At 63.6% G+C, this 16881-nt stretch carries 13 protein-coding genes; 4 read left to right on the top strand and 9 right to left on the bottom strand.

The window, feature by feature from the left end; translation table 11 throughout:
• The first annotated feature begins 43 nt into the window (after positions 1–43).
• Together ompR and AC07OO_RS19660 are read left to right on the top strand one after the other, a co-directional pair.
• Positions 44–775 (top strand): osmolarity response regulator transcription factor OmpR, encoded by a 732-nt coding sequence (gene ompR / locus AC07OO_RS19665; RefSeq protein WP_495083838.1) that lies wholly within the window; start codon positions 44–46, stop codon positions 773–775.
• A 13-nt stretch (positions 776–788) separates the two neighbouring features.
• On the top strand, positions 789–2180 hold the full coding sequence (locus AC07OO_RS19660) for a sensor histidine kinase family protein (protein WP_495083837.1): 1392 nt from the start codon (positions 789–791) through the stop codon (positions 2178–2180).
• A gap of 17 nt (positions 2181–2197) precedes the next feature.
• On the opposite strand, the gene AC07OO_RS19655 is transcribed toward AC07OO_RS19660, so the two are convergent.
• The 4 genes from AC07OO_RS19655 to AC07OO_RS19640 all read right to left on the bottom strand — a co-directional run bounded on the left by AC07OO_RS19655 (position 2198) and on the right by AC07OO_RS19640 (position 6371).
• The gene (locus AC07OO_RS19655; protein WP_495083836.1) at positions 2198–4249 is read right to left on the bottom strand and encodes an oxidoreductase; all 2052 of its coding nucleotides are present in this window, start codon (positions 4247–4249) and stop codon (positions 2198–2200) included.
• A gap of 94 nt (positions 4250–4343) precedes the next feature.
• Positions 4344–4844 (bottom strand): DUF3016 domain-containing protein, encoded by a 501-nt coding sequence (locus AC07OO_RS19650; RefSeq protein WP_495083835.1) that lies wholly within the window; start codon positions 4842–4844, stop codon positions 4344–4346.
• Between the two features lie 99 nt (positions 4845–4943).
• Positions 4944–5420 carry a 2-C-methyl-D-erythritol 2,4-cyclodiphosphate synthase gene (gene ispF, locus AC07OO_RS19645; RefSeq protein WP_495083834.1) on the bottom strand — a complete coding sequence of 159 codons (477 nt, stop codon included), beginning with the start codon at positions 5418–5420 and terminating at the stop codon, positions 4944–4946.
• 51 nt (positions 5421–5471) lie between these two features.
• On the bottom strand, positions 5472–6371 hold the full coding sequence (locus AC07OO_RS19640; protein ID WP_495083833.1) for a LysR family transcriptional regulator: 900 nt from the start codon (positions 6369–6371) through the stop codon (positions 5472–5474).
• Positions 6372–6493: 122 nt separating this feature from the next.
• On the opposite strand from AC07OO_RS19640, the gene AC07OO_RS19635 reads away from it, so the two are divergent.
• On the top strand, positions 6494–8296 hold the full coding sequence (locus AC07OO_RS19635; RefSeq protein ID WP_495083832.1) for an arylsulfatase: 1803 nt from the start codon (positions 6494–6496) through the stop codon (positions 8294–8296).
• A gap of 63 nt (positions 8297–8359) precedes the next feature.
• Positions 8360–10498, top strand: coding sequence for a tetratricopeptide repeat protein (locus AC07OO_RS19630; RefSeq protein WP_495083831.1), 2139 nt, complete (start codon positions 8360–8362; stop codon positions 10496–10498).
• Between the two features lie 9 nt (positions 10499–10507).
• Here AC07OO_RS19630 and AC07OO_RS19625 read toward each other — a convergent pair whose 3' ends face one another.
• The 5 genes from AC07OO_RS19625 to AC07OO_RS19605 all read right to left on the bottom strand — a co-directional run bounded on the left by AC07OO_RS19625 (position 10508) and on the right by AC07OO_RS19605 (position 16877).
• A complete protein-coding gene (locus tag AC07OO_RS19625; protein ID WP_495083830.1) occupies positions 10508–12133 on the bottom strand; it encodes an Lcl domain-containing protein in 1626 nt (541 codons plus the stop codon).
• Between the two features lie 327 nt (positions 12134–12460).
• Positions 12461–13381: an adenylate/guanylate cyclase domain-containing protein gene (locus AC07OO_RS19620; protein WP_495083829.1), complete on the bottom strand. Its 921-nt coding sequence runs from the start codon at positions 13379–13381 to the stop codon at positions 12461–12463.
• A gap of 111 nt (positions 13382–13492) precedes the next feature.
• Positions 13493–13903, bottom strand: a complete 411-nt coding sequence (locus AC07OO_RS19615) for a hypothetical protein (protein WP_495083828.1) — start codon at positions 13901–13903, stop codon at positions 13493–13495.
• 29 nt (positions 13904–13932) lie between these two features.
• A complete protein-coding gene (locus AC07OO_RS19610; protein ID WP_495083827.1) occupies positions 13933–15234 on the bottom strand; it encodes an MFS transporter in 1302 nt (433 codons plus the stop codon).
• A 2-nt stretch (positions 15235–15236) separates the two neighbouring features.
• Positions 15237–16877, bottom strand: coding sequence for a hypothetical protein (locus AC07OO_RS19605; RefSeq protein WP_495083826.1), 1641 nt, complete (start codon positions 16875–16877; stop codon positions 15237–15239).
• Positions 16878–16881: the final 4 nt, after the last annotated feature.

Raw genomic sequence — 16881 nt, 5'->3', positions numbered from 1 at the left:
GAAGCCGCGCAAAATCACGCCTGTTACAAATTCATGACCACCTATGCAGAATACGGCAACCCGACCCAACAAGATTCTGGTCGTAGACGATGACACCCGCATCCGCGACCTGCTGAGGCGCTATCTGTCGCAGGAGGGGTTTGACGTCTTGCTGGCTGAAGACGGAAAGTCCCTGACCCGCATCATGTTGCGCGAGACAGCCGATTTGATCGTGCTGGACCTGATGATGCCGGGTGAAGACGGCCTGTCCATCTGCCGCCGCCTACGCGCCGCGGGTGACGCCACCCCCATCATCATGCTGACGGCCAAGGGCGAGGACATTGACCGCATCGTGGGCCTGGAAGTCGGCGCCGACGACTACCTGGGCAAGCCCTTCAACCCCCGCGAACTGCTGGCCCGCATCCATGCGGTACTGCGCCGCCGCCCTACGCCCGAAGTACCCGGCGCCCCGTCCACCGAGAACGAGGTCGCCCACTTTGGCGTGTTCACCTTTGATCTGGCTGCCCGCACCCTGCACAAGGAAGGCAAGGAGCTGACGCTGACCACGGGCGAATTTGCGATGCTCAAAGCCCTGGTCCGCCACCCCCGTGTGCCGCTGTCGCGCGAGAAACTGGCCCAGCTCTCCCGCGGACGGGAGTTCGAGCCCTTTGACCGCAGCCTGGACGTGCAAGTATCACGCCTGCGCAAGCTGATCGAGAAGGACCCGGCCTCGCCCCATTTCATCCAGACCGTGTGGGGCGTGGGCTACGTCTTCGTGCCGGACGAAGCGGCCTAGGAACTGTTAGCACTTGGCCCTTCTCGCCACCCAGCAAACACAGTCGGAAGCGCAGGACGACTCAGAGTACGAACCCGCGCCGGTTGGGCTCAACCTCTTTTGGCGCACCTTTTTCCTGATCGCCGTGCTGCTGATGGGCAGCATGCTGGCCTGGCTGCAGACGCTGCACTCGTTGGAGTTTGAAGCCCACGCGGTGGGTACCGCCCAGGAGTTGGCCTCGCAGGTCAATCTGAGTCGCGCCGCGCTGGTCTACTCCGACGCCATCGCCCGGGTTGCCCTGCTCAAGACCATGAGCGACCAAGAGGGACTGCGTATTGTCCCCCGCGAACCCAGCGACCAATTCGCATTGTTCGACGACGATGCGCTGAGCCGCCGCGTCGCCAGCGAGCTGGCCAAACGCCTGGGCACCGGCACCGTGGTGGCCAAAAGCGTCAACAACCAGACCGGCCTGTGGATTGGCTTCGTCATCGATGGCGACGACTACTGGCTGCTGACCGATGAAACCCGTTTTCATGCGGCCGAGGGCAAGACCTGGGGCGTGTGGTTGGCAGTGGCCACGGCCCTGTCACTGGTCGGTGCCGCGCTAATCGCGCGGCTGATCAACCGGCCGCTGAAGCAACTGTCCTTTGCGGCCAGCCGCGTACGCGAGGGGGACTTTGAAGCCAGCCGCCTGGATGAGAACGTGCAGACCGGCGAGATTCGCGAGGTCAATATTGGCTTCAACCGCATGGCCCAACGCCTGGCCAAGATCGAGCAAGACCGCGCCGTCATGCTGGCCGGCATTTCCCACGACTTGCGCACACCGTTGGCCCGCTTGCGCCTGGAGACCGAAATGAGCGTGACGGACCCCGATGCCCGCTCCCACATGTCGGCCGACATTGCGCAATTGGATGCCATCATCGGCAAGTTTCTGGACTACGCCCGCCCCGACAAGGCCAAGCTGGCGCCCGTGGTGCTGGCCGACGTGGTGGAAGCCTGTACCTATTCCTACCGCAAACAGAACGACGTGAAGATCAAGGTGCAGTTGGAGGACAACTTGCTCGTCTTGGCCGACGAGGTGGAGTTGGGCCGCATCCTCTCCAACCTGCTGGAAAACGCACGCCGCTACGGCAAATCGGTCGATACCGGCATCGCCCGCATCCAGCTCGCTGCAATATCCCGTGACAAATGGGTGCTGATCAAGATACGCGACCACGGCGTGGGTGTTGCGCCAGAGCAACTGGTTAACCTGACCCAACCCTTCTACCGCGGCGAAACCGCCCGTACGGCAGCCAATGGCGCCGGTCTGGGCCTGGCGATTGTGGACAAGACCGTGCAGCGCATGGGTGGCGGTTTTTCGCTGAGCAATGCCCCGTCGGGTGGTTTGTCCGCCAACATCCGCTTACAACGCGTCACCAGCGTCTGATATCGCCCCCACACCTGTTACAGGCTGGTTGCGAGCGTTGCCCCTTCACGAATCGCGCGCTTGGCATCCAGCTCGCTGGCCAGCGCTGCACCGCCAATGGCATGGAAGCGCGGTGCGCCCGGCACTACCGGCGCGTCAGCGGCCGGCATCAGTTCGGTCAAGGACTCCTGGCCCGCGCACAGCACCACGTGGTCCACTTCCAAGACCTGGGATTCACCATTCACCGTGATGTGCAGACCAGCATCATCAATGCGGCGGTACTCCACACCCGACAGCATCTTGACGCCATTGCGCTGCAGCACGGCCCTGTGCACCCAGCCCGAGGTCTTGCCCAGGCCTGCGCCCACGCGCGTGGTCTTGCGTTGCAGCAGGTACAACTCGCGGTAGGGTTCGGGCGGAGCAGCGGGCACCAGGCCACCATGGACCTGGGCTTGCAGGTCCACGCCCCATTCCTGGCACCAGTGTTCTATGGACACGGGCAAGGCCACGCTCGGGTCGTGCAACAGGAATTCGCCCACATCAAAGCCAATGCCGCCCGCACCGATGATGGCCACGCGCTTGCCCACGGTGACCTTGCGTTGGAGTACGTCCAGATAGGACACCACATTGGCCCGCTCCACGCCGGGTATCTTGGGCTTGCGCGGCACGATGCCGGTGGCCAGCACGATGTCATCAAAGCCCTGGGCGATCAGCTCTTCGCGGGTGACGCGCTGATTTAGTTTCACGTTGACGCCGGTGATGTCCAGACGTCGAGAAAAATAGCGCATCGTCTGCGCAAACTCTTCCTTGCCAGGCACTTGCATGGCAACGTTGAACTGGCCGCCCACCCGGTCGCTGCTGTCGAACAATGTGACGTCATGGCCGCATTCAGCGGCTACTGTGGCGGCGGACAAACCGGCTGGCCCCGCGCCGACCACGGCAATCTTCTTCTTGCGTGCGGCCTTGCGGTAGACCAGTTCGGTCTCGTGCGCGGCACGCGGATTGACCAGGCAGCTCGCGCGCTGGTTGGCAAAGGTGTGGTCCAGGCAGGCCTGGTTGCAGCCTATGCAGGTGTTGATCTCGTCCACGCGCCCGGCAGCCACCTTGTTGACCCAATCGGAGTCGGCCAGAAAGGGCCGCGCCATGGACACCATGTCCACGCTGCCACTGGCGATCAGGGCCTCGGCCTCGTCGGGCATGTTGATGCGGTTGCTGGCGATGACCGGCACCTTGACCGCCTGCTTCAGCCGCGCAGCCACGCTGGCAAAGGCCGCGCGGGGCACGGAGGTGACGATGGTGGGCGTGCGCGCCTCGTGCCAGCCGATGCCGGTATTGAACAGTGTCACGCCCGCGGCCTCCAGCGCCTGGGCCACCTGCACGACCTCGGGCCAGGTGTTGCCCCCCTCCACCAGATCCAGAACCGAATGGCGGTACATCAGGATGAAATTGGGCCCCACGGCAGCGCGCACCTGGCGCACAATCTCCACGGCCAGGCGCATGCGGTTTTCGATGCTGCCGCCCCAGCGGTCCGTGCGCTGGTTGGTGCGGGTGCACAGAAACTGGTTGAGCAGATAGCCTTCGCTGCCCATGATCTCGACACCGTCATAGCCCGCCTTCTGCGCCAACTGGGCACAGCGCACATAGGCCTTGATCGTTGACTGGATGCCGCCCTCGGTCAGCGCCTTGGGCTTGAACATGGAGATAGGGGACTTGATGCTGGACGCCGACACCACAAAGGGCTGGTAGCCATAGCGGCCGGAGTGCAGAATCTGCATCAGAATCTTGCCGCCCTCCTCGTGCACCGCGGTGGTCAGTTTGCGGTGGTTGCGCACATCAAAGATCGAATTCAGTGTGCCGCCAAAGGGCAGCAGCCAGCCTTGGCGATTCGGCGAAATGCCGCCGGTGACGATGAGTCCGACGCCGCCCTTGGCACGTTCACGGAAATAGGCGGCCAGCTTGGGGTAGTTGTAGAAGCGGTCTTCCAGCCCCGTGTGCATGGAGCCCATCATCACGCGGTTGCGCAGCGTGGTAAAGCCCAGGTTCAAGGGTTGCAGCAGATGAGGATGTGCAGTGGTGGCGGTAACAGTCATGGATGGGCAACACGAAAATGACAAAGGGCCACAAACCGTGGCCCTCTGGATTCTCTGCCCAAACCGGGCGACTGCGTTCGACTAAATTAGAGGTTCAATTCTTCGCAACACTGGGGTTAAACCGGTTGCGGAACCAGTCCTTGAGCATATGTTTTTCGTAGGGCAAAGACTCCCAGCCGGTATAGCCACCCAGGTGCTGGTTGTAGGCCATGTCCGAGATCGACTCTTCGGCACTGGCCAGCACTTTGCCGCCCGATTCCAGGCGGTAACGCAGCGACATTTGCGGCCAATCCAGCGGCTTGCCTATCACCCGCACCATGCCCCATCGGGCCGATGTGCGCAGCTTGCCGGCAAGGTCCACGTTCAATACATCGACCTGCAGTGTCTGGTCCGCCGGCAGATACTTTTTGCCCAGCCATTGGAAGTATTCGGCAATGGTCTGCAAGTGGGCTGTGTTGTCCTTGTCCATCCAGTCCCGCGCATCGGTGTAGTTTTCTGGGTGCACAAAGACCACGTTGACGGTGCCGGCCGTGGCGGCAGCACTTGCAAGCAGCAGGCTTGCACAGGCACATGAAAGGCGAGCAAATTTTTTCATGGCAACTCCTTCACACAATGGCTCCCTGAACCGGGTTTGTGCATTGGACGCATGCTACGACTGCCAAGTTCCGTACGTCAATATCGGAGCAAGTAAAGCTTAGTAAATGAGTAGCACGACGGCTCGGGCCTCCATGGCCTTGCCCTCCCCCACTGGTCCCATTTTTTCTGCAGTTTTTGCCTTCACGTTGACCTGGTCCACATCCACCCCCAGCACCTCGGCAATACGGGCACGCATGGCGGTGATATGGGGCGCCAGCTTGGGCGCCTGGGCAATGACGGTGCTGTCCACATTGCCGATCTCATAGCCCTTTTCGCGCACGCGGCGCGCGGCTTCGGCCAGCAGCACGGTCGAATCGGCACCTTTGAAGCGGGCATCGGTATCCGGGAAATGCGTGCCGATATCGCCCATGGCGGCAGCGCCCAAGAGCGCGTCGGTGATGGCATGCAAGAGGGCGTCAGCATCGGAATGGCCCAGCAGACCCTTGCTATGGGGAATCTCCACGCCACCCAGAATCAGCTTGCGCCCCTCCACCAGGGAGTGGATATCCCAACCTTCTCCGATACGCATTTTCATGGCTTGTTGTGGTCTTTCTCTGGTGAAAACCTGTGTCTGTACTGCCCTGCATTATCGGTCGCCAGTCGCCATGGCTTGGACCAACTGGATGGCACGCTGGGCCGAGGGCGACAACGTGCGGCCTTTGAGCCAGATGGCGTGTATGTCTGCATACGGTGGTGCCACCTTGGATGGGGGTAGTTGCACCAAGCCATGGGGTCCGCGCTCGGCCGCACGTTGCGGCAGCAAGCCCAGCACATCGGTCTGGCTAACCAGGTGCCGCAGCGTGTGGATGTCATCACATTCCACGGCCAACGGAAAATCCGCAGCATGGGCAAAGCCGCAGGCCTGGGCCACGGCCGCCATCAGAATGGGCGACACAGAGATGAGTGCCACCCCATACTGGGTCAATGCCTCTGGCGTAATGCTAGCCTTGCGCGCCAGCGGATGGCCTTTGCGGCAATACAGGCCGCCGTATTGCTTGCCGATGCGGGCCATCGCATAGCGTGCGTTCTGGGTCACCAGGCGCGGATCGCCCAGGCAGAAGTCCAGCTCTTGTGCGTCCAGATGCTCCAGCAGCTTGGGCAAGTTGCCCATGCGCACACGGGCCACCAACTGGGGGCTTTGTTGGCGCAATTGGCACAGCAGATCAGGCATCCACACGGCGGCGGGTATGGGCGCCGCGCCAATGGCGATTTCACCCACATCGCCCTGGCGCACCAGTTCAATATCGCGCTGCAGGCAGCGGCTCTCAAACACCAGGTCCGAGGCACGCCGCAGCACAACCTGACCAGCCGGCGTGAGCTTGGCACCCTTGGATCCGCGGTCAAACAGGCGCAGGCCCATCTGCTCTTCCAGCGTCTGGATACTGCGGCTGAAGGCGGCTTGGCTCAGGTGCACACGGGCCGCAGCCAGGGCAAACTTGCCCTCTTCCGCCAGGGCGATGAAGTGGGTCAGGCGCTTGATATCCATGGAACCTGCCTTTTTACATATTGCATAAAACGCAATATATAGCAGCTAATTTTGCGATGGACGCAATGCATTGCACACCGCAAACTCCGGCCAACCGACACGAGAGAACACTGGAGAAACCCTTGGCCCCTACGCTTACCGCTATCCGTATCACGCTGTGCGCAAGCCTTTGTGCCTTGCTCGCCAGCACCGGATTGGCCACGCCGCTTGCGCAAAACCGTCCCAACATCGTCTTTGTGCTCCTGGACGACGCGGGATTCAGTGACTTTGGCGCCTATGGCAGCGAGATCCACACACCCCATATCGACCAGATCGCACAGACCGGCGTGCGCTTCACCAACTTCCACACTGCGTCCACCTGCGAATCGTCGCGCGCCATGCTGCGCACCGGCGTGGACCACCACCGTGCCGGGGCGGGCACGCTGCGCGTGGTCATGGCCGACAACCAAAAAGGCCAGCCCGGCTATGAGGGCTACCTGAGCGACAAGGCCCACAGCCTGGGCCAGTTGCTGCATGACGGCGGCTATGCCACCTATTTCGCTGGCAAGTGGAATCTGGGCGAAGGCGTGGAGCGCGCGCCCGGCGCGAAGGGCTGGGACCGCTACCTGGCCCTGGAGCAAACCGGCGCCGACAACTACGAGGCCAAGGTCTACGCCCCGCTGAACATGGAAGCCGTGTGGTGGGAAGACGGCAAACGCGCCCAACTGCCCGCCGATTTCTTCTCCACCAAGCACTATGTGGACAAGATGCTGCAATTCATTACCGAGGGCGCAGCCAGCCAAAAGCCCTTCTTTGCAACCATCGCTTTGCAGGCTGTGCATTCGCCGCTGCAGGCGCCCGATGTGGATATCCAGAAATACCAGCGGACCTATGCCGCCGGTTGGGATGCCATCCGCAGTCAGCGCTACCAGCGCCAGGTCGCACTGGGCCTGGTGCCCGGCGGCATAGCCCTGCCCCAGTCGCAAATGGGCAGAAGCTGGGCCAGCCTCAGCGATGGCCAGCAAAAGTTATATGCCAAGAAGATGGCCGTCTTTGCCGGCATGCTGGACAACGCCGACCAGCACATAGGCCGCCTTCGGGAGCAGTTGAAAAAGATCGGCCAGTTGGACAACACGGTCTTCATCATCATGTCCGACAACGGTGCCGATGCCTACGAGTTGAACACGCTCAATCTGCCTTTCCGCCTCTGGTACCGGGCCAACTACGCGCTGGGCATTGACAGCCTGGGACAAAAAGGCAGCTATGTGCACTATGGGTCGGACTGGGCCCAGGTGTCCAACACCCCGTTTGCGATGTTCAAGGGAACATCGGCCGAGGGCGGCATGCGGGTGCCCTTCATCATCAACTACCCCCAGCGCATCCAGCCGGGCGGCGTGGCGAATGCCTTTGCCTATGCCACCGACTTCCTGCCCACGGTGCTGGACATTGCCGACATCCCCTTGCCCGGCGACAGCTACCACGGCAAGCCGCTGATGCGCCCCACCGGCAGCAGCATGATGCCCTTCCTGGAAGGCCGTGCCAGTAGCATTCACCCTGCAGGCTATGCCGTGGGCTTTGAGGGCACCGGGGCCGAAAGCCTGTTCAAGGGCGACTACAAGATATCGCGCAACAGCCGCCCGCTGAGTGACGACCAATGGCACCTGTACGACATCCGCCAGGACCCCACCGAATCCAAGGATCTGGCCGCAACCCAGCCCGCACGCATGCAGGAACTGCGTGCAGACTACGACCGCTACCTGGCGCAAAACGGCGTCATCAAGCCCCCGGCCGACTACGACCCGCTGGGCCAGTTGCTGAAGAACAATTGGCCGGTCTTGCTGCGCCAAATGGCCGGCGTGCTGGCGGCGGCTGCGGCTGTGCTGCTGGGGCTTATAGTGGCAACGGTCTACGGAGTGCGCCGGTGGCGCAGAAGCCTGCGTTCGTAAACCGTGGTCTGTTGAGGGCTTGAAAGGAGTCGCATGGGCCGGCTGTGGCAAGGAGCGGCGTGGATGAAGCGGTGGTTGCCGGGCGTGGCAACGGCGGTGCTCGCGGTGGCTGTGCTCGCCTGGTTGGGGTGGCGGCCCGCCAATGTCCAGCAGAAAGAACCCCAGACACAAGTCACACCGGCAACTGCGGCAAGCCCCGCCCGCTTTGTAGGCTCGCAGGCCTGCGCCCAGTGCCACGCAACCGAGCACCAGGCCTGGCAAGGCTCGCACCACGACCTGGCCATGCAGCCGGCCACCGCGGCCACCGTGCTGGCCCCGTTCAAGGGCGAACGCTTTGCGGGGTCCGGCGCCACCGCCGTCTTCAGCCAGCACAATGGCCGGTTCTATGTGCGCACCGAGGGTGCCGATGGGCGCCTGCACGCGTTCGAAATCACCCACACACTGGGCATCACACCGCTGCAGCAGTACCTGATTCCCATGCCCAACCAGGGCATGCAGGCCTTGACGATTGCGTGGGACAGCCGCCCCCGTGCCCAAGGAGGCCAGCGCTGGTTCCATCTGCAAGCGGGCCAGAACGTGCGCCCCGGCGAAGGCCTGCACTGGACCGGTCGGCAAAACAACTGGAACTTCATGTGCGCCGAGTGCCACACCACGCAGTTCAAGAAAAACTACCAGGCCGATACCCAGACCTATGCCAGCACCTGGGGCGAGCCGCATGTGGGCTGCGAGGCCTGCCATGGCCCGGCTTCGCAACACCTGGCCTGGGCCAACAAGACCGATGCCGAAAAGAAAGTGGACACCACGCATGGCCTGGCACTGCAGCTCAACGAACGCAAGGGCGTGCAGTGGGCCATACAAGCCAGCACTGGCAATGCCCAGCGTAGCCAGGCGCCGAGCCCGCGGCGCCCGGAGGGAGAGATGTGCGCACGCTGCCACGCCCACCGCAGCCAGATCAGCGACGACTATGTGCACGGCCAGCCGCAGCTCAACACCCATGTACCGTCCTTGCTGGACAAGGGCTTGTTCTGGGCGGACGGTCAAATGCGGGGCGAGGTCTACAACGATGCTTCGTTCCAGCAAAGCAAGATGTACCAAAAGGGCGTGACCTGCAGCGACTGCCACAACCCCCACACGCTCAAGCTGCGGGCCGAAGGCAACGCCACCTGCCTGCAATGCCATGCTGGGGCCCGCTATGAATCCAAGGCCCACCACTTCCATAGCCCCGGCTCTGCGGGCACCACCTGCGCGGGCTGCCACATGCCCACCACCACCTACATGACCGTGGACCCGCGGCACGACCACAGCATCCGCGTGCCACGGCCCGACCTGTCGGTGACCAACGGCACGCCCAATGCCTGTACCCGCTGCCATGCCGACAAGCCCGTGCAATGGGCAGCTCAGCGGGCCGCGCAGTGGTATCCCCGTCTGCAGCAGCGCCAGCGGCCGTTGGATACCGCCTTGCTGGCACTGGACAAGGGCGACGCCACGGCCCAAGCCTCGCTAGGCGCGTTGGCGCGCGACACCACGCAGTCTCCCATCGTGCGCGCCACCGCTTTGCAGCGCTGGGCCGCCAACCTGCCAGCACAAGACCTGCAGCAACTGATCCCCCTGCTACAAGACAGCGAAGCCCTGGTACGCAAAACAGCGGTTGACGCCACAGCTGACTGGCCACCCGCGCTGCGCACACGCGCCCTGCTGCCACTGCTGCAAGACCCGGTCAAGGCCGTGCGCATTGCCGCCGCACGCTGGCTGGCGGGCCTGCCCAGTCAGCAGTGGAGTCCGCGAGACCAGGCCGCACTGCTGCAAGGCATAGCCGAATACATCGCCGTGCAGCAGTTCAATGCCGACCGGCCCGAAGCCTTCAACAACCTGGGCATGCTGTACGCCGACCAAGGCGACTGGGGTCCAGCAGAAGCCGCCTTGCGCAAGGCGATGCAGATGGCGCCCGAGCTGGCAGTCTCGCCTTTGAACCTGGCCGATGTCTACCGCGCACAGGGGCGCGAAGACGAGGCCCAGGCTCTGATACGCCAGGTCGTACAGCAGCAGCCCCAAAACGCCGCAGCCCAACATGCGCTGGGGCTGTCCCTGTTGCGCCAGCACCGCAGGGCCGAGGCGCTGAAGGCCCTGCAGCAGGCCGCGCGCCTGGAGCCCGACAATCCGCGGTTTGCCTATGTCTACCGCTTGGCCGTGCAAAGCCCCTAGGGTTGCGCTTTAGCGCACAGCCAACGCATACAGCGCGGTGCTCTTCGCGCCGTTGTAGACACCGAAGTCGCAGCTATAGATGGTCCAGGCCTGGCTGGGGTCTGCGGCGTCCGTCGTGGAGGTCCAGTAGTAGTCCGACACAATGAAGTTGGTAAAAACCACCGGCCCGTTGACCGAAGTATTGGCCTGGTACTGGCCGTTGAGGTACGAGGCCTGCGGGAAGGTCGGCGCCCGGTCCGACAGGCTCAGCATCTCGCTGCGATTGGGCATACGCCACTGGCCCGCGCTGGAACCATCGCTCAGTCCGCACTGGCCGCTGGCCAGACCGTTCACGGCGGCCAGCGCGCCGGCCCAGTTGCTGTTGATGCAGTCGGCCTTCTTGAGCCAGGTCAGGCCCGTCACCGTGTCGGCCAATGTGCCATCGCCCTTGTCAATGAAACGGGCTGAGGTCAGCACCGCGCCCAGCTGCAGGTTGGCGTCGTCACGCGCGCCGAATGAGCCGCCACCCTGGCCGTCATAGACGCCGGTGGCCAGCAATTGCACCGTGCCCACCGCACCCGACTTGACCGCCCACAGCCCGTTGGCCGACGTGGCCTTGCTGTTGTTGAAATCACCGTCACCCGCCGCCAACAGCGTATTGCCCTGCGCGTTGACGGCGCCGTTGATCCAGCGGCCATCCGAGAAGCGTATGGCCATGGCATTGGCGGTCAGTGCCATATAGGTAGTCGATGTCCAATAGGCGCTGCTCAGGCGAATGCCGGTGAAGGGATGACCTGCCGAGATGGCGGGATTGGCCTGGGAAGCATCGACCAGGCTCTCCAGCTCATTGGCATTGGGCATACGCCACTGGCCGGCGGTGGACGCGTCGCTGAGGCCGCAGGCGCCGCTGGCCAATGTGTTGGCAGCCGCCAAGGCCGTGGCCCAATTGCTGGGGGCAAAACAGCCCGCGTTCTTCAGCCAGACCAGGCCGGTCAGCCGGTCGGTCACCGTGCCGTTCTGGTTGTCGCTGAAGCGTGCGCCGGGCCAGACGATTCCCTTGGCTGCGGCCGCATCGTCACCGGCAGCATAACTCTGGGCTTGGCCGGTGCGCGCCAGGCTGGCCACCCGATCGCCGGGCCGGTAGGTGATGAAGTTGGCACTGCGCACGTCGCGGGCCGGCATGGTCTGAAAGCGTATGACCGTGCGGTACAGGCCGTTGAAATCGAACTTGGTCACGCTGCCCGCCGCGTCACCCACGGCCGCGGCAAAGCCCAGCCCGGCTTTGGTGGCGTAGACGGCGTAATCGGCGTTGGCGACAGTCGACAGCCCGGTAACTGCGTAGGCACCGCTGGCGTCGGTTGTGGTGGTGACTGTCGTATTGTTGTTGTGGTGGAAGACGCTGATGGTCACACCGGCCACCGGTGCGCCGCTCTTGTCCACCACCGTACCGGCCATCGTGGCAAACACCGGCGCATTGGTCTGCGTGCTGCAGCCAGTGCAAGGCGTATTGTTGACGCTGCCCGTGCTGCCACCGCCTGATCCACCTCCACCGCAGGCTGCCAGCAGGCCTGCCAGGCTGATGGCGGCCAGCAGCCTGGCCCTGGTCAGATGTAGCGTAGTAGCGGCAGCGCCGCGTGGGCTTGATTGCTTGGGCATGCTCCAACTCCTGCTCTGGGTTCTAGCGGCTTGGCCCTGGGAACCAACCCGGTCCTTCGACAGCTCAATGTAGGACGCTTATATCCAGCGTTTGGATGGGATAGATGGGCGGCAGCATCGGGCCGACAGGTGGAATTCAGGGAAAAGATGCCTCAAAAACCCCAAAATAGGTTTATTAACGGTGTTTTTACGAAGACAGGAGCAAAAAGTGCCTCTAGCCCTCGCCGAATATGCACCAATGGCTATCAAAACAATAGCGATTCGCCTGAAAACACAGGAGCCAGAAGAGACGCCCTGGCTGTGCGGCGCCAAGCAGCAGGGTCGTTTTCAGCCGCCCGCGACTTCCTGGATGGTGAAGCTGATGCAGGGCGCGCTGAAGTCGTCAAACGGCGCACCGAGCGCCACTTCGCCGTCCCCCACCAGGGTGCACTCCTGGCGCCGCAGGGCCACGACCGAGTCATTGCCTACAAAGCGTATCCAGCTGCCGTAGCTGCTCAGGTCTTCCAAGATGAAATGGTTGCCCCGTCGGTCGATACGGGCATGCATGCGCGACACACGCTGGTCGTTGACCGGGAAATGCGAGTCGTTCTCGCGGCCCACATAGATGGGGAAGTCCAGCCCCGAGAACGTGATCGTCACATCCAGGCAGGTCAGCGTGATGCTGCTCAATGGCAGAGTGCTGAGCGTCAGCAGCGAGTCCAGCGAGGCCGGCATCGTCAGGAACTCAGAGGAGCCGTCGGCCTGCCACTCCACGCGGTGCACCTCCACCCGCTCGGCCTTGCCGCGGATATCCATCATGCCCAGGTTGCGGGACAGCGTGCCGCCCTGCTCCGTGAAACCGGCGATGACCGGTTGCGACACCAGAATCTGCTCGCCCCCGGCCAGGTCGCTCAGGCGTGCGGCCAGGTTCACGGCATCACCAAAGCAATCTCCGTCCTGCTCGACCACGGGGCCACGGGCCATGCCGATCTTGATCTGCATGCGCACACGCTCGGGCCAGGTGCTGATGCGGTCGTGGTGCAGGCGTTGCATCTCGGCCATGGCCAGCACGGCGCCGGTGTTGTCGGCAAAGGCCATCAACACACCGTCGCCCAGGTATTTGATGACCCGTCCGCCCCGCGACTGGCACAGCTTGCCAATCCACTGCGTGGCCCGCGTCAACGTCTCTGCGGCCTTGGCATTGCCTTGCGTTTCATACAGGCCCGTACTTCCTGTGAAATCGGCAAAGACAATGGTGGTGTCGGGCATGGGAAAGGCGGGGGCAATCGGGACGATGAAGGCCCATTATGGCCCGATCCAGGCTTCGCCAACACAAGAAACACCGTGCTTTTTCTGCCCCGCCAGCCTGTGTCGAACGCGCTAGAAGAAGCGCCGCAGGAAGGCGGCGGTAGCGTCGCTGATGCCTACGATCTTGTTCGTGGCCTGGCGGTAGAACTTGAAGTTGAGTTCGGTTTCGGGCCGGCCGTCGTCCCAATCAGTAAAGGGTTTCAGGTCCGCACGCCCCAGGGAGCGACGGGCCAGCGCCGTGCGCTGCACGGCGATGCTGATGCGGGGCGTCTGCCGGTCTACGCCTGCCCGTTTGGGCGTCGCCATGGCTGACGTGATGACGCCCTGTGCCACCAGGCCCACCCCGCCCTCGTTCTCGCTGGCAAACACAAAGACCACGTCGCCGCTGGCGATCTGCTTGCCGCCATACATGGTCTTCTGCGCATCAAACGTGAAAGACGGGGCCTGGGGATCGGCCACATCGGCTTTGATCGCAAACGCCATGCTACCGCCCTACCCCGCTGTGCAACCCGTCAGGCCAGCTGCCGCCGCAAGCGGTATTGCTCATGCAGCCGCTTGGAAACCGCCGTCACCACAAAAAACACCACTACGCCAGCCACACCCATGGCAGCGTCGGAATACAGGCCGGCATTGCTGCCGGCCTTCTCGTAAAAGTGCCCGTTGAGGATGCCCATGTAGGCGATCGGCGTGTTGGACAGCGATGAGAAGATGCTGTATTTGGTGGCCGCCGCACCGGTGCCAATGGCCTCCAGCGTGACCGCGGTGAACGATGCAAAACACAGGCCGCTGATGAAGCCGTAGCCCAGCACAAACAGGTAGTACATGTTCAGCGTGTGCGGTGCCCAGGCCATCAACACGGCGCAGATGGCCATCAGCACACCAAACAGCGCATAGGCCTGCTTGCGGTCCATGCGGTCGCAGATGACGCCGCCCACCATGCAGCCGGCCGCCGACAGCAAGCCGCTCAAGGCACCACTGGTGGCGGCTACGTCACTGGCGCTGGCGCCCCATTCGGTGGCGAACAGCGGGAACAGATTGCCGGCCGCACCAGAGCCTATGGGCAAGAAGCAGATCAGCAAGCCCAGGTAACCCATGCGCGAGCGGGCCACCTGCCACAGGTCCAGCAGCACACTGCGCACGGCGCGCCACACAGCCTGCAAGGGGCTTGTCGGTGCATGGGCAGCCCCCCCATCCATACCCGGCATATGCGGCTCGGGCTCGGTCGTGAAGCGCACGGCAATGCCGGTCAACAGGCAGACCACGGCCAGCACCACGCCGGGCAACCAAGCCAGGCTGGTGTTTTCGGCAATGACCAAGGCAAGGCCTCCTCCCAGCCCGCCGCCGCCCAGGTTGCCGGCCTGGAACCAGCCGGCCGTGCGGCCCAGTTGGTCGGGCGCCGTGTTGTAGGCCATCAGGCTTTCGACAGCCAGACTCAAAAATGCCGTTGAGAAATTGCCCACCACCACCAGCACACGCAACCAGGGCAGCCCGGCCTCGGTGGCCGGCACCACGCCCAGGAGCGCAATGCCCAAGGCACTGGTGATGCTGGCCAGCACAAACCAGCTCTTGCGCTTCCACGTCAGGTCCACCAAGGGCGCATACAGAAACTTGAAGGTGTGCGGCAGAAAGCTCAGGCCCGTCAGCACGGCAATGGTCAGCGGGTCCACCCCCGCCTTGCCCAGCAGGTAGACGATGGTGACGCCCAGGAAACCGCTGGCAGCACCAAACGGAACAATCAGCAGCAAGAAAACCAGGGGGTGGGTGTAGCGGCGGCCCGTAGGCGGCACCGCGGGGCTTGTGTCGTTTGCGGTCATGCTCAGCGGCCCACTGAGAACAGGATGGCGTTGTTGACGGCAAACACGGCACCATCGGGCCCTATCAGCGTGGGCGTATAGGCCTCACCCAGGCCAGCGGTCAGCTGGATGCGTTCGGTAAAGCTGTTGGTGGCCATGTCCCAGCGGTAGAGCAACCCGTCTTCGTTGTTGACCAAGATGGACTTGGTGACGGGGTCCACCGCCGCCGTGTTGATGCACCACTCTTTGACGCCGCCGCCGTACAAGGTATCAGGCGTAGGGCCGAGGATGGTCAAAACCTCTTTCATCACCGGTATGCCGGCCATGAAGTCGGGCTGCGTCTGGTCGGGATCGAGCACAGCGATGCGGTTGCGGCCGTCGCCCGTGCCCACACCGCCGTAGTTGTTGTACTTGGTCATCAGCAGGTAGGTAGAGGTGCCCGTGTAGGAGGCCACCATGGACGCGGGCAGCAGCGAGGCCGTGTCGTCCCAGCCAAAGGAGCCCGGCGTCTTGGTCTGTGCCAGCGTGGCGTCGAAGTGCAGCAGCCAGCCCCGCTGGTTGTGGGCCCGGGCGTCGGACTCCAGCACGCCGTAGAACACATCGCCATTGGGTGCGATGGTGGGGGATGCGGTGCCGTCGTCGCTGATGCGAGCCGGTAGGTTGCTGGACGGGTCGGTCAAGCGCACCGCAGCCTTGGTGGCCAGTGTGGTGCTGTCCAGTGCCAGCAGGTAGCCGGATTGGCGCACGCCGGTTACCGCCGCAATATTGACGGCCACGTAGACGGTCTTGCCATCGCTGGACAGGGCCGGCGCGCAGTTCATGGCCACCTTGTCGATGCCAACATCACCGCTGGCCACCGCGGCTGACACCCAGGTGCCTACGCCATCGGCGGTGACGCGGGCCAGTCCGCTGGTCACGCCGGCAGGGTTGCCGGCATTGGCCATGAAGCCGAAGTAGAGGGTGCCGTTGGCATCCGCCGTCAGCGGTGTATTGATGAAGATGCTGGCATCGCAGGCGGCCTTGGCACCGTTGTAGACGCTGGCGCCGTAGAAGACCACGTTTTGCACCGCGGCCGTCAGGGCATCGGCATCGCTGCGCATCAGCAGCTTGCCGCCCGAGCCAGGCGCATAGAGGCGGTTGCTGGTGGTCAGCACCATGCCGTAGCTGGGCGTCCAGCGGTGCAGCGGCAGCACGTAGTCGCTGGTGACCGACCACAGCAGCGTGCCGGTGTTGCCCAGATGGGCCTCGAACTTGAAGCCGTCGGTGGCACCGGTCTTGACCGGCACGATGACGGTGTTCTTGGCCGTGATGACGGGCGATCCGTAGTGGATCAGCAAGCTGCCATTGGTGCTGTACTGCGGCTGCAGGTCCACCGGCGTGGACCACTGGATGCGGCTCAGCGGCTGTGTGGCAATGGCGCCCTGGGCACCGTGCTGGGCGTCTCGGCCATAGCCCCACCAGGGAGGGCCGTTGACGGCCGGTGGCGTGACCGGCGTGGGCGTTGGGGTTGGTGTGGGTGTCGGCGTAGCGGTACCACCACCGCCTCCACCACCGCAGGCCGGCAGGGCCGCTGCAGCGGCCATGGCCAGGAGCAATTGCCTGCGCGATGCGGAGGTGGGTTGCAAGGCGGAATCAGATGCAGGGTGCTGGGCGTGGGGTTTCACAAGT

The sequence above is a fragment of the Rhodoferax sp. GW821-FHT07G04 genome (assembly GCF_059418585.1).
The sequence above is the reverse complement of the archived record's forward strand: the minus strand, read 5'-3'. Positions and strand labels throughout refer to the sequence as shown.

Bases quoted from the DNA above. Each gene is read 5' to 3' on its own strand.
- ompR (WP_495083838.1), top strand. From the start codon at position 44: ATGCAGAATACGGCAACCCGACCCAACAAGATTCTGGTCGTAGACGAT.
- AC07OO_RS19655 (WP_495083836.1), bottom strand. From the start codon at position 4,249: ATGACTGTTACCGCCACCACTGCACATCCTCATCTGCTGCAACCCTTG.
- AC07OO_RS19650 (WP_495083835.1), bottom strand. From the start codon at position 4,844: ATGAAAAAATTTGCTCGCCTTTCATGTGCCTGTGCAAGCCTGCTGCTT.
- ispF (WP_495083834.1), bottom strand. From the start codon at position 5,420: ATGAAAATGCGTATCGGAGAAGGTTGGGATATCCACTCCCTGGTGGAG.
- AC07OO_RS19640 (WP_495083833.1), bottom strand. From the start codon at position 6,371: ATGGATATCAAGCGCCTGACCCACTTCATCGCCCTGGCGGAAGAGGGC.
- AC07OO_RS19630 (WP_495083831.1), top strand. From the start codon at position 8,360: ATGAAGCGGTGGTTGCCGGGCGTGGCAACGGCGGTGCTCGCGGTGGCT.
- AC07OO_RS19625 (WP_495083830.1), bottom strand. From the start codon at position 12,133: ATGCCCAAGCAATCAAGCCCACGCGGCGCTGCCGCTACTACGCTACAT.
- AC07OO_RS19620 (WP_495083829.1), bottom strand. From the start codon at position 13,381: ATGCCCGACACCACCATTGTCTTTGCCGATTTCACAGGAAGTACGGGC.
- AC07OO_RS19615 (WP_495083828.1), bottom strand. From the start codon at position 13,903: ATGGCGTTTGCGATCAAAGCCGATGTGGCCGATCCCCAGGCCCCGTCT.
- AC07OO_RS19610 (WP_495083827.1), bottom strand. From the start codon at position 15,234: ATGACCGCAAACGACACAAGCCCCGCGGTGCCGCCTACGGGCCGCCGC.